Below are 19,241 nucleotides of genomic sequence, written 5' to 3'. Positions count from 1 at the left end.
TGCAGTTAAACTCGAAAGCGGGCCGCTTCCGGAAAGAAATACATGTACTATTGCATTTAAGACTACCGTGTCCGCTTGCCGACTTCGGTTATCCGAAGCAACCGACGGCGCACACGATTATGCCCGCGGCGCGGGCGCTAGTTGCGCAGCGGCTTGCCGGTCGCGAGCATATGGCTCATCCGCGCCTGCGTCTTCGGCTCGCCGCACAGGCTGAGGAACGCTTCGCGTTCCAGATCGAGCAAATATTGCTCGCTCACCTCAAGCCCCGGCTTCACGTCGCCGCCGGCGATCACATGCGCCAGCTTGCCGGCGATCAGCGCGTCGTGCCGGCTGATTTGCCCGGCGAGGCGCATCGCCTCCACCGCAAGCAGCAGCACCGCCTTGCCTTCCTTCCCGGCGACGCGGATGCGCCGCTCCGGCTGCGGGATGTAGCCTTCGCGGTCCAGCTCCAGCACCGCCCGCTTCGCTTCGGCGATCCGGGCGTCCTGCCGGATGATCGCCTTGTCGCCCGGCCGGAGCAGACCTAGCCGCCCCGCGTCGTAGCCGCTGCCGGACGTTTTGGCCATCGCGATCGTCTCGAACATCAAGTTCAGCTGAGCTTGAAGCTCGCCGAGTCCGCCGCCTTCCGCCCGCTCGGCGGCAAGCCGCGCCGCCTGCTTCGTCCCGCCGCCGGCCGGGATGAGCCCCACGCCGGTTTCGACCAGCCCGAAATACGTCTCCGGCGACAGGATGATCCGGTCCGCGGGCAAACAGACCTCGACGCCTCCCCCCAGCGTCATCCGGTGGGGCGCCGCCACGACCGGACGGTCAAGCTTGCCGAGCAAGCCCATGCTGCTCTGGAACAGGCGGATGATATCCTCCACTTCGTCCCATTCGCCCGCCTGCGCCTCCATCAACAGCAGCATGAGATTGGCCCCGACGCAGAAATTGCGCCCTTCGTTCGCGATCACAAGCCCCCGCCAGTTGCGGCCGACCTCCTCGGCAGCCCGCCGGACGCCTTGGAGCACGTCCCCGCCGATCGCGTTATTCTGCGAATGAAATTCAAGGCACACGACGTCGTCCCCGATATCGATCAGGCTGGCTCCGCCGGTCGTGAACACGGTTTTGCCCGCCTCCTTCAACGCCGCCAGGGAGATGTCGTCCTCATCCGCTTCCTCCCGCTTGTAAGCGCCGCCGCTTGCATACAGTCGCGCGCCGCTTTCCGATTTGTAGAAGGAGGTATGACCGGACTTCAGCCAATCGAGCACCCACTCCGGAACGTCCTCGCCTTCGTTCCGCATCCGTTCCACGGACGAAGCGAGACCGAGCGCATCCCACAGCTCAAACGGGCCGAGCTCCCAGCCGAAGCCCCATTTCATCGCCTTATCGATGTCGGACACCGTATCCGCGATAACGCCAAGCTGGCGAGCCGAGTAAAGCAGCGTTCGCTTTAACGTTTCCCAAGCGAAAGCGGCATGGTCGGACTTCGGGTCGGCGTCGAGCAGCGCTTTTACTTTAGCCGCCGCTCCTTTCGCGGCCTTCGCCGCGTCGACGGACGCGGACCGTACCGACTGTCTCGGCCGGTATGCCCATGTCCGCAAATCCAGCGCTTCGATGTCGCTTGCGCCGCCCGGCTTCCTCACCTTGCGGTAAAACCCGCCGCCCGACTTCTCGCCCAGCCTGCCGTCCGCCACCATCCGCTCCAGCATCGCGGGCCTTGCGAACCGCTTGCGCTCCTTCTCGTCCCCGCTTCTCTCCCGGACATTGTCCACGACATGGAGAAGCGTATCCAGCCCGACCAGGTCCAGCATGCGGAACGTCGCGGTCTTCGGCCTGCCCATCGCGGGACCGGTAAGCGCGTCGGCTTCCTCGACCGTCAGCCCGAACCGCTCCAGCTGCTCCAGCGTCACCAGCATGCCGTACGTGCCGATCCGGTTCGCGATGAAGTTCGGCGTATCCTTGGCAATCACAACCCCTTTGCCGAGCTGGCGCTCGCACACGGCGCGCAGCCGTTCCACAGCCGCAGCGGCCGTCACCCCTTCGACCGGAACGACCTCGACCAGCTTCATATAGCGCGGAGGGTTAAAAAAATGGGTCGCCGCAAAATGCCGGCGGAATTCTTCGCTTCTTCCTTCCGACATCCCCGCTACCGGCAAGCCCGACGTATTGGTCGTCACAAGCGTCCCCGGCCGCCGCACGGCCTCGATTCGTTCCAGCACCTGCCGCTTGACGTCCAGCCGCTCGACGACCGCTTCCACAATCCATTCCGCTTCCGCCAGCAAATGCAGATGATCGTCCAGATTGCCCGGCTTAATCCGCTCCGCGTAAGCCGGCTCGTATAACGGCGCAGGCTGCGCCTTCTTCATCCTCTCCAAGGCGGCCGCGGCCAGCCGGTTTCTTACCTGGGGCGCCGCCGTCGTCAGCCCGCGCGCCTCCTCCTCGGGCGTCAGCGATTGCGGCGCGACGTCCAGCAGCAGCACCTCCATGCCCGCATTCGCGAGATGGGCCGCAATTCCCGCCCCCATCACGCCGGACCCGATTACGGCAGCGCGCCGAATCGGGCGAAACGGCCCGTTAACCCATTTTGCCATGCGCATCCCCCTCTCCCGGTGCGTTGTCGCCATCGCCGAACACGCTGGCGGCCAGCAGCTCCGCCACATCCCGGGCGGCGACCCCGCCCGCCTGCTTCGCCTTCAGCCCGTCCTCCATCATCGTCAAGCAATAAGGGCATGCCGAGCCGATGACCGTCGGCCGGACCGCAAGCGCCTGCTCGACCCTGGCGACGTTCACCCGCTTGCCCTGCCGCTCCTCCATCCACATCATGCCGCCTCCGGCTCCGCAGCACATCCCCTTGTCGCGGGATCGCTCCGGCTCGGCCAGCCGAACGCCAGGAATCGCCCGCGCCACCGCGCGCGGAGCTTCGTACTCCCCGTTGTACCGCCCCAAATAGCAGGAATCGTGGAACGCCACCCGCTCGCGGCGCGGAAAAACCGGAGTAAGCTTTCCTTGCTCCAGCAGCGAAGCGAGCAGCTCCGTATGATGCTCGACCTTCACCTCGGGCGGCAAGCCGAAATCGGGATATTCGTTTTTGAACACGTTGTACGTATGCGGGCAGATCGTCACGATCCGCCGGATACCGTATTTATGAATCGTCCGTATGTTTTCCCTGCACAGCTCCTGAAAAAGCAGCTCGTTCCCGATGCGCCGCGCCGTATCGCCGGAATTCCGCTCCTCGGCCCCAAGCGTCCCGAAGGCGACGCCGGCCTTGTCGAGCAGCCGCACGACATCGTACAGCACTTTGCGGCTCCGCAAATCGTAAGCCCCCATCGATCCGGCCCAGAGCAGCACCTCCGGCTGGATGCCCTTCTTCTTCAGCTCCTGCATCGTAGGGACCCGGATTCCCGTCCGCTGCTCGCAATCGCCGATCCAGCCCGCCCGTTCCGCGCGCGGAAGGCCCCACGGATTGCCTTGCCGTTCGATGTTTTGCAGCGCCCGCTGCCCTTCCGAAGGCAAGCGCCCTTCCGTCAGGACGAGATAGCGCCGCATGTCGACGATTTTGTCCACGTGCTCGTTGCCGACCGGACATTGATCCTCGCAATTGCGGCAGGTCGTGCACGCCCACAGCTCCTCCTCGGTGATGACGTCGCCGATCAGCTCCAGCTGTTCCGCGCGCACCCCTACGCTTTTCGTCCAACCGGCGGCCTGCTCGGCCATCGTCCAGGCGATCGACGTCGGTTCGCCGCCTTCTCCGCCGTCCGCATGCCGATTGCCGCCGTCCGTCCAATCCGCCTCGCCGGTAACCATCCGATGCGCTGCCGCAAAGTTTTCCTTACGCCATAAAGATGCCGGTAGCCAAGGCGACGCCGACGTGACGGCCGCGCCTTTCTCCGTCAGATGATCTCTCAGCTTCACGATCAGGTGCATCGGCGACAGCAGCTTCCCGGTTCCCGACGCCGGGCATACATTCGTGCAGCGTCCGCATTCCACGCATGCGTATAAGTCGAGGAGCTGCTTCTGCGTAAAATGCTCCACCTTCCCTACGCCGAACGATTCCGCCTCCTCGTCCTCCAGATCGACGGGGGCGAGCTTGCCGAACGGCTCGCTGCGGCGGTACCACAGGTTGACGGGAGCCGTGATGAGATGAAAATGCTTCGATTGCGGCACGTACACGAGGAACGCGAGCAGTACGGCGAGATGCAGCCACCACGCCAGCTCGTAGCAGACGGCGGCTAGCGCTCCGCCGGCCTTCATCCCCAGCTGGAGCAGCAGCTCGGCGGCGGGCGCCGATACGGGAGCGTATGCCGCCGCCACCGGCTGCGCGCCGGACGAAGGGCCGTGGCTGAGCCGCTCGAACGTCATGGTGAGCAGAACGCTAAGCATTAACAAGCCGATAAACCAGACGACCAAGGAAGGCTTCCAGCCTCTCTTGAGCCGCTCCAGCTGTTCGCCGTACCGGCGGTAAGCCGCGTACAAGATGGCGATCAGGACAAGCGAGGCCGTCATTTCCTGCGACCATGCGAACAAACCGTAGTACGGATAAGGAATCGGGTTGCCGGTCAATTTCTTCCAAACGATGTCGACGGCGCCGAACTGAAGCACGATAAAGCCGTAAAAAAACACCAAGTGCATCAATCCGCTGCGGAAATCGTTCAGCAGCTTTCGATGCCCGAACATTTGGGCCGCCAGGCCGTGCCTCCGTTTCCGCTCGTGCTTGCGCCTTGGTCTCCGCCACGACCAGTCGAAATGCCTGCCGAGCCGGATATAGCCCGCCCTTCGCAACACGACTGCGGCAAACATCGCGACTGCCGCCGCTGTCGCCGCTGCGAAAAGCAGCCACCTCCCCCATACGAGAAGCTGCCCGGCCTCGCTCCATGATGCCATGGCGATCAGCCTGAACGTAGGCAGCATACCCCTCACCTCCATATGTGTGCGAACGGCCGCCGCTGCAAGCGCCTTGCCGCCGCCATCCCCGGCGTTCGACGCTTCCAATGCTTATGGGGCCATGAGCCTTTGTCGCCCTGTCGATTCCGCTTCCGCCGCAACCGCTTCGGCCGCTTTGCGGCAAGCTGCCGCACGCCGCAATGCCGGAGCGCCGGCTCGATCCCTTTCCTCCTCTCCATCGGAAAATGCGAGCGCACCTTCGCCCCGCCCGGAGCAAGGGGAGAAAGCGCATTCTCGTGTTCGGCTTTCTCTGCACAAATATATGTCTCGCGGGCTGCGATCATACCGCCTGGCCTTATGCCGCAGGGCCGGTCTAATTGCTCCCGGAACCTCATAAGGTAGCATTGATGGAAACGCTACACAGCCGGCGGCGCCGATGCCGGAAGCTTGCGGCCGAGCCGGCCGCTCATCCTCGAAGAGCTTCGGTGGAAGTTATTTCGCGAGATGTGAACTATGGAACGGGGTGAACAGCATGCTCAAAATAGTCGTACTGCTCAAGCAAACGTTTGATACGGAGGAGAAAATCGTCGTGAGGGACGGCGCGATCGCCGATGACGACGTCAAATTCGTCATCAATCCGTATGACGAATACGCTCTCGAAGAAGCGCTGCTGCTGAGGGAGGCCCACGGCGGGGAAATCGCCGTCATAACGTACGGCGAAGACCGTTCGGAGGAAGCTTTGCGGACCGCCTTGGCTTTGGGCGCGGACGAGGCTTACCGCATCGAGCAGGACGGACTCTTGGAGGATAACGCCGTAATTGCCGCGGCTTTGGCGCAAGTCATCCGTCCGATGAAGCCCGATCTGGTGCTGGCCGGATTGTTCGCCGTCGACAGCGGAGCCGGCAGCGTGGCGCTGCAGGTGGCCGAGCGTCTCGGCATCGCACACGCTTCCGCCGCCGTCAAAGTCGACATCGTTCCGGCCGGGGATCCCCGTCTGCAGGAGCTGCCTCATCAAGCCGTCGCCGCAGAAGCGGACGGCGCGCCAAGCGCCTTGACCGCACACGCCGGCCGATACGCGCTTGTCGAACGCGACGCCGAAGGCGACGTCGAGTCGGTCGCCGTTCCGCTGCCGGCGCTCATCACGGCGCAGCAAGGATTAAACGAGCCGCGCTACCCGTCGCTGCCCGGCATTATGAAAGCGAAACGCAAGCCGCTTAACCGGATCCGGGTCGACGATATTTTCGACGCGGCCGCCGGCTTCCCGCAAGCGCGAACGGAACGGACCGCCTTGTTTCCGCCTCCGCCCCGCTCCGCCGGCAGACGATTAACCGGGTCGCCCGGCGAACAGGCCGCTGCGCTCGCCGGCTTGCTTCGGCAGGACGGGGTGATCGGGGCGTCGGAGCCAACCCGGTAGCCCGATATAGAAACGAGAAGAAGCCGATGCTTACGATGCAAGTTTTGTTTTGCGGCCGGCGAAACCACCGCTTTCACAAAACGAAGCGGATGCAGGAAGTTCATTCAAGCGCAAAACTTTTTAGGAGTTGATAACCTTATGCCTGAAAAAGTGCTGGTCTATGCCGAGTGCAAAGAGGGGAAGCTCCGGCGCGTGGCGTTCGAGGCATTGGGAGCGGCAAGGAGGCTTGCGGGGGAGGACGGCGAGGTGCATGCCCTTCTCATTCGCCCGGGAGACGCCTTAAGCGAAACGGAAGCCCTTCTGGCGAGAGGCGCCGGCACGGTCCATGTCGCCTCCGACCCGATACTCGGCGTTTATGCGCCGGAGGTTTATTTGGCCGTTATCCGCGCCGCCGTCGACAAAGTGCAGCCGGATACCGTGCTGCTTGGCCATACGGCGGCCGGACGCGAGCTGGCCCCGCGGCTTGCCGCCGCGTACGATGCGGGCCATGTCGCGGATGTCACGGCGATCGAGGTCGCGGCAGACGGAGGCGCTTCGTTTACAAAGCCTCTGTATGCCGGCAAAGCGTATGAAAAAAGATCCTTTCTTCCCGGCGGAATGCGTATCGTAACGATCCGCCCGAACAATATGGAAGCGGCTCCCGTCCTTGACGAAGGGGAGCGCAGCGGGACGGCCGCCGAGCTTTCTTTTGCCGTGCCGAAGCTATACACCGCCGTGCGCAGCGTCGTGCGCCGCAGCGGCGGACAGATCGATCTCTCCGAAGCCGACATCGTCGTTTCCGGAGGGCGCGGCGTGCGGAGCGCCGAAGGGTTCGAGCCGCTGCGCAAGCTGGCCGAATTGCTCGGCGGAGCGGTCGGCGCCTCCCGTGCCGCGTGCGACGCGGGCTATTGCGATTACGCCCTGCAAATCGGCCAGACCGGCAAAACCGTCACCCCCCAGCTTTATATCGCGTGCGGAATCAGCGGCGCGATTCAGCATCTGGCCGGCATGAGCGGCTCCCGCATCATCGTCGCCGTCAACAAAGACCCCGACGCGCCGATTTTTGACGTCGCGGACTACGGCATCGTCGGCGATTTGTTCGAAATCGTGCCGCTTCTGACGGCCGAGTTCGACCGATTGCTGTCCGCCCGCTCCGGTTAATGCGGGATACTGAAGCAAGGTCCGCGGAAGGCGTACGCCTTGCCGCGGACCTTGCTTTTTTTCCGGGGTAGCCTTAAGGCCAAGCCCCCTCTTCGCTAGCTTAAGCCGATCTGGCAGCCGCCTTTCACTTCAACGGCGCTTCCGTCCACGTTCAGCCATACCGAAGCGGCCGAAGGATTGTAGACGAACGCCGACGACGCCGCGAATTGCAGACGCTTAAACGCGTTCATGTAATCGGCGATTTCGATGTTCGTGGCGTACCAGATATCGTCCCGGCCGCCGATATAAGCGCAGAACTCCTCGATCAGCGGCCAATTGCCGTCGTTGTCGAACTCGTAGCTGTGCCCCCACACGTAAAGCAAATACAAATACTGCGACTTGTGCAGGCCTGCGAACGTTTCGGCGTGCTGCATCAAGTCGCGTTTATGATGGCAGGTCGGATTCCACTCCAGCCAGTCGTCGGGCATGCCGTAATGCCCCGTGCTCACGACCGTCCTCGCATACTCGATGCCCAGCCAAGGCAGCATCGCTTTAATGTCCCGGCTGTAGGAACCGTTCGGATAAGACATGCCCCGAACCGTATAGCCGGCAATCGATTCCAGCCGCTTGCGGTCCTCGATAATTTCCTCCACAAGCTGCTCCCGCGGCGATCTCGCGATCGTCGGGTGCGTCGCCGTGTGGGCCGATATTTCGTGGCCGGCATACAGCTGCCGGACTTCGTCCTCCGCGATTCTGTCGCCTTGGCCAAGCAGCCCCGAATTGATATGGAACGTGCCTTTAATGCCATGCCGGTTGAAAATGTCGACCAGCCTTCGGTCCGCGCCCCGCCCGTCGTCGTAACTCATCGTCAGCGCTTTATGTTTGCCTCCCGGAAAGCATACCGTTACCCGCGGCATTGCCCGATCTCTCCCTTCCCGATGCTTGTTCGTCGTTTTCCGGCCGATTCGTTCTGCGGCTTTTACGCGGCCGGACGAGCATGTAAGCCCGCTTCCTATTCATACATACCGCAATTAATCCTTTCCTTCAATTGGACTTTTTTGACGAACGGTCTCGCGGCGGAATTGACGGCATTATTTAAATTGTATAAAATATAATTTAATAAAATATATTTGGCGGCCGGGATGGGAAACTCCCGATAACATAAACCCGGTTAACATTTAAGGAGGTTAATCGTAATGGGAATTTACGAATACGAGGTGGAAACGATACGCGGAGAGAAGCAGACTCTGGCTCCTTATAAGGGAGACGTGATGCTCATCGTCAATACCGCCACGAAATGCGGCTTCGCCCCTCAATTCAAAGGATTGCAGCAGCTGCACGAAAAATATGCGGAACGGGGACTCGCCGTGCTCGGGTTTCCGAGCGGACAGTTTATGAATCAGGAGCTGGAGGACAACCGCGAAATCGCGGAAGTGTGCGAGCTGAACCACGGGGTGTCATTCCCTCTTTTCGCCAAAATCGACGTCAACGGCGCGAGCGCTCACCCGCTGTTCAAGCATCTGGCGAACGAAGCTCCCGGACTGCTCGGGACGAAGCAAATCAAATGGAATTTCACGAAGTTTCTGGTCGACCGCAACGGCCGGGTCGTCAAGCGCTACGCCCCCGCCGACACCCCGGAGAAAATCGAAGCCGACATTGAAAAGCTGCTGTAACCGCCCGGTCCTCATGTCTAATTGCTTCGGAATTTTATAATAATACGGCTTCGCTCTCCTCAATCCGGAAAGGCGAAGCCGTTTTTTTGGGGGCCGCTTATGCGAAACCGGGCACGATTTCCCGGATGCAATCCGGCGAATCGTAGCTTTCGTCTCCGATATTGTTGGTGACCGGATAAGCCCGCAGCTGGTGAAATTCGAGCGGCTCCAGATGCTTGCGCAGCGGACGGACGTCGTGGACGGCCGGATCCAGCCATTCCTCCACGCCTTCCTCGTCCAATACGACGGGCAGCCGCGGCAGCCAGGTCGAGATCGGGCCGGAGGAAGCCGCCGTAATCATCGTAAAGGCGCGTATTTCTTGACCTTGCGCGTTTTTGAATACGTCGTAGAAGCCCGGCACCGCCAGAAGCGGACGGCCCGGCGCAACGACGTGCATGGCGCGGGGCGCTTTCTCCTTGCCGAAGACGCGCCAGCCGTAAAATCCGGTGCAAGGGACGACGCAGCGCTGCTTGCGGAGCATCCGCTCAAAATAAGGCTTGCGGTGGAAGGTGTCCACGTCCGCGTTAACCGAATCTTTGGCCCAGAACGGAAACAGTCCCCATCTCGCTTCGTTGATCGACCGTTGCTCCCAGCGGTCGTTCATTACGATGGATACGTTCTGCGTCGGCGAAACGTTGAACCGCTTCGTATAGCAGCGGATAATTTTTTGAACCCGAAAGGCTTCGACCCAATCGGCTATATCCGCCGTAATCGAAAACTTGTCGATCATATGCTGAACCCTCCAAAATGGTGTACGCAGCCTCGGACTGCCGCCTGCTACATCCAGTATTTGCATAATGAAAGGTTTGTTATGCATGGGGATTACCTTCCCCAACCCCTCCAAATGAGCCCGGTCCTGGCCTGAGCTGAAGGGATACTGACCAAAAAGAGCGCCAAACAAATATAAAACGGCGCTTTCCCCAATTCGGGGAAAGCGCCGTTTCGTTTATTTCGTGAAACGCTTGCGGTATTTGAGCGGCGGCATGCCGGTTTGGGCCGCAAACAGCCGCGAGAAATGCGGCGTCTGGCGAAAGCCCGTTTCCTCGGCCACCTGGGCGATCGGCCAATCGGTTTTGAGCAGCAGCAATTTGGCCTGATCCAGCCGGTAATACAGCAAGTACTGCTGCGGCGTGCAGTCGAATACTTCGGTCATGCATCTCGTAATGTAGTTAATATGAAGCTGCAGCGCATCGCTGAGCATTTTGTTCGTAACCGGGGTTTTGTAATTCATCTTCAAATACGCCGCCGCCCGGTCCGCAACCGATACGGCCGCATGGGCGGCATCGGACCGCCAGCCGTCGTCCAGCATTTGCAGCAGATGCAGGAATGCCTGCTGCCGGTCCCAGAACGCGCTCTGCTTCGAGCTGCGGGCCGCCTCGTGCAGACTGGCGAACAGCTGCTTCGCTTCGTCCAGATAGGACAGGTTCATTTTTTTGGGAAGCCGGATGGCATACGTATAATAGTCGCCGCGAAGCGAACCGACATGCCGGCCCTCCGTCTCCTCCCAAGCGCCTACCGTCTGAAAATGAACCCAATCGAAAACGGTGACCGATTCGCAAGGACGGACCGAATAATGCCAGCAGTCGGGGCGCAGGATGAGCATATCCCCCGCCGTCAGCGTCCATTCCCGGCCGTTCTCGCCGATATGCAATTCCCCTTCGTTCACGAACAGCATGTCGAACACGCCCAGATTGTTCCGGTTCGGATGCTCGCCGCCGGGCCGGTACGTCTGCCGGTTCGATTCGATAAAAAACGGCAGCGGCGGCGAACGAAAGGTTAACAACAATTCCTCCGACAAACCTCATCTCTCCCTGTGTGCGCTGGTGCAATGCGATCCGTAAGTAAGCGATCACCCTATAGTTTTACAGGAATTATGCCGATTTGTCCACGCCTTCCCCGGTGGAAGCTTCACCCGCCAAGCGGGGATAAAAACAACCTTTCAAATGGAAATCCCGTCCCGCATCTTCAACAGACTTCGATACAAGTCTTTCTTACCACTCCATCGCGTGAATGCCTTGGAACAGCGTGGCCATATACAGATTGCCGTTCAGAAAATCGACTTCCGTCACCGGGATGCCCAGCTTCACCGGCAGCAGCGTCGTCTGGTTCCGCAGGTTGGCCAGCCGGAACAAGCCTTTATCCGTGCAAGCAAATACGTTGCGTCCAAACGAAGCGACGCTGAAAATAAACGTTTTGCCAAAGCGGACCTGATCGAACCGTCCCCTCGTGTCTCCGAGAAGCAGCTCTCCCTTGTCCGTCGTGCCGACGACGCGCCCCCTGAACACGGCCAGGCTCGTCACCGCACGGCCCAGCTCGTAATCCGCCCAGTCGTCCATATAGCGGTCATATAAGGAAAGGCCGTCCGAATGGCCCGCAACGATAAATTGCGGCAAATTCATAAAATCGAATACGCGCTTGTCGGGAAGCGCCATTTGCTCCCACTTCCGTCCGATCCGGCACCATAATCCGTATTCCGTCGCCGCATATTCCGCTTTGCCGAGCACGCGGTATTGATAGCAAGGAATCGAAAGGCCTTCGTGAACCCACTTGTCCTCCGCATATTGATATAACCCTTCGCTTGTGCAAGCCGACAAAATGCCGTTGCTCAACTGAAGATGGTTAACCGACGTTTGATCGGCCAGTCCCTTATCCATTTTATTCCACGTACCGGAAGCATCGATTTCATAAACGCCGTACCCGACCGAAGCCGCATATACGCTTTCAGTATCCGCCTTAACCGAAGAAAACGGGAACAGCATCCAGTTCCAAGGCTTCCATCCGTCTCCGGCGCGATGCCCGGAACGGGAAGTATTCGATGATCGGCCGAACGGTCCGTTTGTCATCGTAGGCTCAACCCCTTTACCTGTCATTCGGATGCAAGCATTCGCCTGTACCGTTCATTCACGAAACAACTGATTGATAATGATTATCACTATTAACCATCATAGTCCTGTTCATCCGGCATGTCAACCTTCGAGTCAACCTTCCATCCATCTCCGTTCGAACGCCTTTGCCTGTTTGCAAGAGTGCAAGTATAGAAAACTCGCTTGATTATGTGTATGTCGGGCTTTGTATGAACATGACGTATAAATGCCTGCAGGAGGCCTGTCTGCATGCAATGCATGCTCCAAATGCAAAGACAAGGCACGCAGATCAGCCTCTGCACAAAAAAAGCAGACGAACGCACAGCCGTTCGTCTGCTTTCCCGATATTAGAATATATTCGGTATGGCAAAGCCGATTTTGATCCGATCGCGGTCAAAATCCACATCCTTGATCCGGACAATGCCTTCGGAGGGCAGCTCGATGATCCGGGTGTCGGCCAGACCGGCCGGAAGCCGGATATCTCTGACCTTCACCGACTCGGGCGCGAGCACGATGTTCGGGGGCTCCCAGGAGAGCCGGAACACGGCTACGGCTCCGATCGGCAAAGCGTTCCGGTACGTCACGTTCAAGTGCGCCGTAAGCTTGCCTTCCTGCAGCTCGAAACGGGCTCCGTCGATGCGGATGCGTGAATCGGCTGCATCGCCTTGCTTGCTTAGTTCCATTTTGATCAAATTGTTGACGTCCTCTTCCGTTAATATAAGCATCGGTTCAAGCCGCGCCGCCATATCCAGCAGCTTCCGCTTCACGTCGATGCCTTCGTACGACAGGTCCAACGCTTCCCTGGGCGCCACGTAGCTTTTGAGCCATAACGCGGCGCCTCCCGCAAGCACCAACGCAACCGCGAAGGCGGCAACGAGCCGCCGGACGGTTCTGCTCATGGTGACCTCCCCCTTTCTGCCGACGCATTGGCGAAACTTGAACATTCAGCGAGCCGATTTATTCGCATTTATGCATAAAGTTCATGCCCGCCCGTAGGCCTTATGACCATTTTCCGTCCGTTAATGCTATAATGACATCATCCATTAGGAATTGTCGAATCATGACCCGGATTAGAGTATTGAGAGGATGAGTTTATTTATGGAATCTTATACCGAAAGCGATACGCAAACACCTTATGCCCGCATCGGGCTTGAAGATATCGTCCACGCCCAGCTTCACCTGAAAGAAATCGTCACGCGCACGCCGCTTCAGCACAACCGCGTCTTGTCCGAACGGTACGAGTGCAACGTGCTGCTCAAGCGCGAGGACCTGCAAGTCGTGCGCTCGTTCAAAATCCGCGGCGCCTACCACTCGATACGGTCGCTTGCGCCGGAGACGCTTGCCAAAGGCGTCATCTGCGCCAGCGCCGGCAACCACGCGCAAGGCGTCGCTTATTCGTGCCACGCGCTCGGCATACCGGGCAAAATCTACATGCCAAGCACGACGCCCCGCCAAAAGGTCAGCCAAGTGGCCTTCTTCGGCGGAGATCAGGTGGAAATCGTGCTGACCGGCGATACGTTCGACGACGCTTATGCCGAAGCGGTCGCCGAAAGCGGGCGGAGCGGCATGGCGTTCATCCATCCGTTCGACGATCCGAAAATCATTGCCGGCAACGGCACGATCGGCCAGGAAATTATCGAAGCGGCGGACGCCGCGCCGGACTATCTGTTCGTGACGGTAGGCGGCGGCGGTCTTGCCGCAGGCGTGGCCGCGTACATTAAAGCTGTCTCCCCGGCCACCAAAATCGTTGCGGTCGAGCCGGAAGGCGCCGCTTCGCTTAAAGCTTCGCTCGAGGCCGGGCAGGTCGTGACGCTGGAGCAGATCGAGAAATTCGTGGACGGCGCCGCCGTCAAACGGATCGGCGACTTGACGTTCGCGATATGCCGCGATCTGGTCGACGAGGTCGTCTCCATTCCCGAAGGGAAAGTGTGCACGACGATTATTAGCCTGTACAACGAAAACGCGATCGTCGCCGAGCCGGCCGGAGCGCTTCCGATCGCCGCCTTGGACGCCTATAAGGAGGAAATCAAAGGCAAGACGGTCGTCTGCCTCATTAGCGGCGGAAACAACGATTTTGACCGGATGCAGGAAATTAAAGAAAGATCGCTAATATATGAAGGATTGAAGCATTATTTTATGGTTAACTTCCCTCAGCGCGCCGGCGCTTTGCGGGAGTTTCTGGACGACGTGCTCGGGCCGACCGACGATATTACGCGGTTTGAATACACAAAAAAGCACAATAAAGACAACGGCCCCGCGCTGGTAGGCATCGAACTGAAGCAGCGGGAAGATTACGAGCCTTTGCTCGAGCGGATGAACAAAAAAGGCCTTCTGTTCCATGAGCTGAACAAAGACCCGATCCTGTTCAACCTGCTCATTTAAACGGCAATGTCCGCCGCTTCTCCGCGGCGGACATTGTCATATGGCTTGATGTTGAATGGATTACCAGGCGTACGCGCGAGGCGCGTCTCCGCCGGGTCCCGGGAATATGTCGTCAAGCCGCTTCAGCACTTCATCGTCCAGCTTCAGCTCCAGCGCCCGAAGCGAGCGCTCGAATTGCTCCTGCGTCCGCACGCCGATAATCGGCGCCGTCACGGCCGGATTGGCCAGCAGCCAAGCAAGCGCGACCAAGTCCTCCGGCTCGCCGATCTCGTCGCACAGCTCCGCGAAGGCTTCAAGCTGCTTCTTGTGCGCTTCGAGCCGCTTCTCGTCGTTGCTGCGCCGGCCGGCGCCGCCCCGGCGATGGTTGCCGGACAATAAGCCGCCGTTCAGCGGGCTCCACGGAATAATCCCGATGCCAAGCGCCTGTGCGGCGGGAAGCACTTCCAGCTCCGGAAGCCGGCACATCAGATTGTATTTATGCTGCTCGGACACAAGGCCGATCATCCTTCTCGCCCTCGCTTCGCCTTGCGCGACGGCCATATCCCAGCCTGCGAAGTTGCTGGATCCGACATAACCGATTTTGCCTTGCGCGATCGCGGTTTCGAAGGCGCCCCACAGCTCGTGCCAGCTGACGCGGCGATCGATATGGTGCATCTGGTAGAGCTCGATATGGTCGGTCTGCAGCCGCTTCAAGGACGCTTCCAGGTGGCGTCGGATTTTATACGCGGACAAGCCCGGCTCGCGGTTCGGACCGTCATAAGGATCATGCGTATCGCCGTATACTTTGGTAGCGAGGACGGTCTTCTCCCTTCGTCCGCCGCCGCGCTTGAACCAGCGGCCGATAATTTCTTCGGTGCGGCCCGAATTTTCTCCCCAGCCGTACACATCTGCCGTATCGAAGAAATTAATGCCGGCTTCCGTTGCGGCGTCCATGATGCGGAACGCTTCGCGCTCGTCCGTATCCACGCCGAAATTCATCGTTCCCAGACACAGCCTGCTCACTCTAAGGCCCGATTGGCCAAGACGGGCATATTCCATCTCGATCTCACCCTTTTCCGATTTTTGGATGCTTTGCTTAACACAATTATACAAAAACTTTAATCGCAGGCACAAATCGTTAACGCTCAGTTGATCATCAGACGGTATAGTGAAGTCGAGGTGAAAATGATGCGGCACGACAATCCGAAAGCGATCAAACTGCTTATTTTATACGCGTCTTACGGGGACGGCCACCTTCAGGCCGCGCGCGCGATCCAAAGCGCGCTGGAGAAGCGGGGCCATGTTCAGACCGCCGTGCTGGACCTGATGGCGAAATCCCATCCGCTGATTCACGGCATGGCCCGGCGGTTCTATCGGAGCAGCTATACGAAGCTTCCGTCGCTGTACGGCTGGATGTACGGATTTACGCGTCCGATGAAGCACGACTCGATGCTCGGGTCCTTCCTGCACGCCTTCGGGCGCGGCACCATGAACGGCATCGTGCGGCAGGAGCAGCCCGACGCCATTATTTATACGTTTCCTTCATACGCCTTGCCGCCGGCGAGCAAGCAAGCCGCTCGGCATATCCCTTCCTTTGCCATTATTACCGATTTCGATTTGCACCAACGATGGGTCCATCCGCGTATCGACCGGTATTACGTCGCAACCGAAGATCTGAAAACGGAGCTCGTGTCGCTCGGCATTTCCGGCAGCCGGGTTGCCGCGACGGGCATCCCGCTGAAGCAAAGCTTCAAACCGCGGGCGGCGACGGCCGAGCTATACAAGCGTTACGGCCTTTCTCCGGCGCTCCCCGCCGTGCTGCTCATGGCCGGCGCCGACGGCGTTACGCCTGCGGTGCTCGAGCTCGGCGAACGGCTGCTGGCCCGCTCCGGCGCCTTGCAAGTCGCCCTCGTATGCGGGCGCAACGAATCGCTGCGGAAAGCGGCGGCCTTGCGCTTCGCCGGGCACCCCGAAGCTTCGCGGATCCGCGTCTTCGGGTACGTGGAGCCGATTCACGAGCTAATGTCGCTCGCATCGTGCATCGTAACGAAGCCGGGCGGCATTACGCTCTCGGAGGCGATCGCGGCGAATCTTCCGATCTTCACGTACCGCCCGGCCCCCGGCCAGGAGCTTCGCAACGCCGTTTATTTGGCGGAAAGAGGAGCGGCCGTCATTGCGAGCCGCCCCGGCCAGCTTGTCAGCGCCATTACAAGGCTGCTGGCCTCTCCGGAACGGCTGGAACAGTCGCGTTCCGCCTTGCGGCTCCTCCAGACGGCCGGCGCTGCCGATGCGATCGCGGACGATATATTGGCGCGGTTCAGCCTGGCCCAGGAACATGTTCAGGCCGTCGGCGGCCGCGGCCGGCTGCTGACCGAGTAGCTTTTTATGTTCGTCTTTACGTTTCGCCGCGGGCGATTCGAACCATACTGTAATGTAGCATCTTAGTTCATTTAAAGGAGATTCTTCATTGGCTGCTTCCCATAACAAGTTGTTCCGCTCGGATATCGGACTCATATCGGTCATTCTGTTTCTCGAAAACTTCGTGCGCGGCGCCGTATTGGTTTCGCTGCTGCCGATATACGGGGAGAAAACGCTTGGCCTGACGCTCGACGTCATCGGCGTTGCCATTACCGCTCATTATTTGACGGACACCGCTTTGAAAATCGCCATCGGCTACTTGCTCGACCGCTTCTCCATCCGGGTGGTCGTGCAAAGCGGGCTGTTCATTTCGTTCATCGGCCTGTTCGCGCTTCAATTCGCCGGCGTTCCCTGGCTGTTCATTCTCGCCTCGGCCGTTTACGGCATCGGCATGTCGCCCGTCTGGATCGTCTGCCTGACAAGCGTAAGCGACCAGAAGCAGCGCGGCGGACAAATGGGCTACTGGTATTCGATCTGGCTCGTCGGGCTTGGCGCCGGCCCGATCGTCTGCAACGTGCTGCTCGATTACAGCGCAAGATTTACCTACTATTTGCTGATCTCGCTTTATCTGCTGTCGTGGGTGCTCTCCTTGTTTATCAAGAAACGTCCGATCCCCCCGGTCCGCAAAGTATCGTTCCGCAAACAGCTGCTCGTGCTCCAGGGACGGCTTCGCAAGATGAAGCTGCTGCTTCCGGGCATGATTCTCCAGACGATGGGCGCAGCCATGCTCGTGCCGGTGCTTCCCGGCTTCGCAACGAATCAGCTGGGCTTTACCGGACTGCAGTATTCGCTGCTTCTGTTGGCTGGCGGCATTTGCGCCGTAGCCGGGTTGATTCCGATGGGAAAGCTGTCGGACCGGCTGGCCGGTAAGAAGCTTTTTCTCATCTTCGGATTCGGATTCATCGCCGTTCTGCTCGCGCTGCTGGCCTTACGTCCGCCGATCTGGTATTGTTTTGTCATCACCATGGCGCTCGGTCTTTCTTATTCGGCCATCCTGCCGGCCTGGAACGCGTTGCTGGGCAAATATGTGCCGCCCAGGCAAGAAGGCTTCGGCTGGGGCATCTTGTCGGCCGTCGAAGGCGTCGGCGTCATGATCGGCCCCGTTGCAGGCGGCCTGATCGGCTCCGCGGCCGGGACGCCGGCCGTCGTCTGGACAAGCGCGATATTGTTCGCGCTGATCTGTCTCTATTATTGGCCGCAAAAATTAGACTAAGGTCTAGGAGGACGATCGCCGCCCCGCATCGAAATGATGTGTGAGAAAGCTAAACATAAGAATGGAGTTTGGTATGAGTCAGTCCGAAGAATGGTTGTCTATCGTCAAAAATCTCGATCTGGAGCATTTGCAGCGCACTTTGGAAAGCTATTCGGCGTTAGGGCCGCTTCCCGGCATCGTCATGCCGCTGCTGGAAGCTTTTTTGCCCTTCCTCCCGCTTATCGTGATCGTGGCGGCCAACGCCAACATCTACGGTCTCGGATGGGGTTTTTTATTTTCCTGGATCGGGGTCTCGCTCGGCGCAAGCCTCGTATTCCTGATCTGCCGCAGACTAGGCAAAAACGTCAAGTCGCGGCTATTGAAGCGATTTCCAAAGTCGGAAAGGTTCTTTAACTGGCTCGACCGGAAAGGCTTTACTCCGCTGTTTCTGCTGGCCTGCTTCCCTTTCTCCCCTTCGTCCGTGATCAACATCGTGGCCGGATTAAGCAAAGTTCCGCTGAAGACGTTTCTGCTGGCCACAATTCTCGGCAAGGCGGTTATGATCCTCAGCATCTCGCTCCTCAGCTTCGACATCGGCAGCTTCCGCGAGGAGCCGTGGCGCATTATCGTCACGATCGTCGTCGTCTTCGTCATGTGGCTGGGCGGCAAGCGGCTGGAATCGCGTTATCACTTAAGCGGCTGACTTTTCAGCCGTTTCTCTTTGTTCCCATTCATAGTTCGCGCGCTTTTGTGGCACACTTCTAACGGATATTAGCCGAAAGGAGGAGGCGGAACATGTCCGGCGAACAGCCTTCCCATTTGCAGGAAGCAGCACGAAAGGCGCAGTCCAAAGCAGACCGTACGGGAGCCGGCAAGCAGCGGGCCGGCGAACTGCAGTCCGAAGCGGATCGCGCGGCGGTGCCGAAGCACGGTCTATAACGAACGATCAGGAAGGTGTTGACACCATGAGCGACATAACGAACTATCGCGAAATCGAACCGATCTCCGGCGAGCCGGTAGAGGTGGACGGCGTCTACAAAAACGAGTGGGGCAGAGAAGAGAAGCTGTGGCGCGGACAGGTATTTCCTGCCGATCCGCAGTGGGGAACGACAGGCTGGAAGCTGGTCGAATACGATTTCAGCAACCATCACGACGGCGAGACCGACCCGCGTCTGATACCGAAGGACGACGATGACGATCCGGAAGCCAATTTGCAGCATCCGCGCCGCCATAACCGCCACCAAGGCGAAAAAAACATGGACAACAAATAAGCGATTCCGCTTTTTTCTTATAGCTGAAAA

The 19,241-nt window shown here is 59.4% G+C and carries 17 protein-coding genes; 9 read left to right on the top strand and 8 right to left on the bottom strand.

All coding sequences use genetic code 11. The features are described from left to right. Nucleotides 1-137: 137 nt before the first annotated feature. Both ACFSW5_RS17890 and ACFSW5_RS17885 read right to left on the bottom strand, forming a co-directional pair. Nucleotides 138-2,570, bottom strand: coding sequence for a 3-hydroxyacyl-CoA dehydrogenase/enoyl-CoA hydratase family protein (locus ACFSW5_RS17890; RefSeq protein WP_379275942.1), 2,433 nt, complete (start codon nt 2,568-2,570; stop codon nt 138-140). Continuing rightward, nucleotides 2,554-4,860: a (Fe-S)-binding protein gene (locus ACFSW5_RS17885; RefSeq protein ID WP_379276185.1), complete on the bottom strand. Its 2,307-nt coding sequence runs from the start codon at nt 4,858-4,860 to the stop codon at nt 2,554-2,556. The genes ACFSW5_RS17890 and ACFSW5_RS17885 overlap by 17 nt, the downstream gene beginning before the upstream one ends. Nucleotides 4,861-5,392: 532 nt before the next feature. On the opposite strand from ACFSW5_RS17885, the gene ACFSW5_RS17880 reads away from it, so the two are divergent. Together ACFSW5_RS17880 and ACFSW5_RS17875 are read left to right on the top strand one after the other, a co-directional pair. After that, nucleotides 5,393-6,274: an electron transfer flavoprotein subunit beta/FixA family protein gene (locus ACFSW5_RS17880; protein ID WP_379275940.1), complete on the top strand. Its 882-nt coding sequence runs from the start codon at nt 5,393-5,395 to the stop codon at nt 6,272-6,274. 138 nt (nt 6,275-6,412) lie between these two features. Then, nucleotides 6,413-7,414, top strand: coding sequence for an electron transfer flavoprotein subunit alpha/FixB family protein (locus ACFSW5_RS17875; protein ID WP_379275938.1), 1,002 nt, complete (start codon nt 6,413-6,415; stop codon nt 7,412-7,414). 95 nt (nt 7,415-7,509) lie between these two features. Here ACFSW5_RS17875 and ACFSW5_RS17870 read toward each other — a convergent pair whose 3' ends face one another. Then, nucleotides 7,510-8,310, bottom strand: a complete 801-nt coding sequence (locus ACFSW5_RS17870) for a polysaccharide deacetylase family protein (RefSeq protein ID WP_379275935.1) — start codon at nt 8,308-8,310, stop codon at nt 7,510-7,512. 279 nt (nt 8,311-8,589) lie between these two features. On the opposite strand from ACFSW5_RS17870, the gene ACFSW5_RS17865 reads away from it, so the two are divergent. Then, complete coding sequence (locus tag ACFSW5_RS17865; RefSeq protein ID WP_379275933.1) at nt 8,590-9,066, top strand: glutathione peroxidase; 477 nt, start codon at nt 8,590-8,592, stop codon at nt 9,064-9,066. A gap of 97 nt (nt 9,067-9,163) precedes the next feature. On the opposite strand, the gene ACFSW5_RS17860 is transcribed toward ACFSW5_RS17865, so the two are convergent. The 4 genes from ACFSW5_RS17860 to ACFSW5_RS17845 all read right to left on the bottom strand — a co-directional run bounded on the left by ACFSW5_RS17860 (nt 9,164) and on the right by ACFSW5_RS17845 (nt 12,868). Further along, nucleotides 9,164-9,835 carry an SOS response-associated peptidase gene (locus ACFSW5_RS17860; RefSeq protein WP_379275931.1) on the bottom strand — a complete coding sequence of 224 codons (672 nt, stop codon included), beginning with the start codon at nt 9,833-9,835 and terminating at the stop codon, nt 9,164-9,166. Between the two features lie 216 nt (nt 9,836-10,051). Further along, on the bottom strand, nt 10,052-10,903 hold the full coding sequence (locus ACFSW5_RS17855; protein WP_379275928.1) for a helix-turn-helix domain-containing protein: 852 nt from the start codon (nt 10,901-10,903) through the stop codon (nt 10,052-10,054). Between the two features lie 193 nt (nt 10,904-11,096). Further along, nucleotides 11,097-11,948 (bottom strand): hypothetical protein, encoded by an 852-nt coding sequence (locus tag ACFSW5_RS17850; protein WP_379275926.1) that lies wholly within the window; start codon nt 11,946-11,948, stop codon nt 11,097-11,099. A 368-nt stretch (nt 11,949-12,316) separates the two neighbouring features. Continuing rightward, the gene (locus ACFSW5_RS17845; protein WP_379275924.1) at nt 12,317-12,868 is read right to left on the bottom strand and encodes a hypothetical protein; all 552 of its coding nucleotides are present in this window, start codon (nt 12,866-12,868) and stop codon (nt 12,317-12,319) included. 199 nt (nt 12,869-13,067) lie between these two features. Between ACFSW5_RS17845 and ilvA the strand changes: the two genes are divergently transcribed. Continuing rightward, nucleotides 13,068-14,351 (top strand): threonine ammonia-lyase IlvA, encoded by a 1,284-nt coding sequence (gene ilvA, locus ACFSW5_RS17840; protein ID WP_379275922.1) that lies wholly within the window; start codon nt 13,068-13,070, stop codon nt 14,349-14,351. A gap of 60 nt (nt 14,352-14,411) precedes the next feature. Here ilvA and ACFSW5_RS17835 read toward each other — a convergent pair whose 3' ends face one another. Further along, nucleotides 14,412-15,389, bottom strand: coding sequence for an aldo/keto reductase (locus ACFSW5_RS17835; protein ID WP_379275920.1), 978 nt, complete (start codon nt 15,387-15,389; stop codon nt 14,412-14,414). Nucleotides 15,390-15,515: 126 nt separating this feature from the next. Between ACFSW5_RS17835 and ACFSW5_RS17830 the strand changes: the two genes are divergently transcribed. The 5 genes from ACFSW5_RS17830 (at nt 15,516) to ACFSW5_RS17810 (ending at nt 19,211) form a co-directional block, all read left to right on the top strand. Further along, entirely contained in the window at nt 15,516-16,709 is a 1,194-nt protein-coding gene (locus ACFSW5_RS17830; protein WP_379276183.1) for an MGDG synthase family glycosyltransferase, read from the top strand. Between the two features lie 88 nt (nt 16,710-16,797). Beyond that, on the top strand, nt 16,798-17,961 hold the full coding sequence (locus ACFSW5_RS17825; RefSeq protein WP_379275918.1) for an MFS transporter: 1,164 nt from the start codon (nt 16,798-16,800) through the stop codon (nt 17,959-17,961). Between the two features lie 73 nt (nt 17,962-18,034). Next, nucleotides 18,035-18,643, top strand: coding sequence for a TVP38/TMEM64 family protein (locus ACFSW5_RS17820; protein ID WP_379275916.1), 609 nt, complete (start codon nt 18,035-18,037; stop codon nt 18,641-18,643). A 92-nt stretch (nt 18,644-18,735) separates the two neighbouring features. Beyond that, nucleotides 18,736-18,879 (top strand): hypothetical protein, encoded by a 144-nt coding sequence (locus ACFSW5_RS17815; RefSeq protein ID WP_379275914.1) that lies wholly within the window; start codon nt 18,736-18,738, stop codon nt 18,877-18,879. A gap of 26 nt (nt 18,880-18,905) precedes the next feature. Then, nucleotides 18,906-19,211 (top strand): transposase, encoded by a 306-nt coding sequence (locus tag ACFSW5_RS17810; protein WP_379275912.1) that lies wholly within the window; start codon nt 18,906-18,908, stop codon nt 19,209-19,211. Nucleotides 19,212-19,241 lie beyond the last annotated feature (30 nt).

It is taken from the genome of Paenibacillus thailandensis (assembly GCF_042685365.1).
GTDB classification, from domain to species: domain Bacteria; phylum Bacillota; class Bacilli; order Paenibacillales; family Paenibacillaceae; genus Paenibacillus_AP; species Paenibacillus_AP thailandensis.
This window is presented reverse-complemented; position numbering and strand designations above follow the sequence as displayed.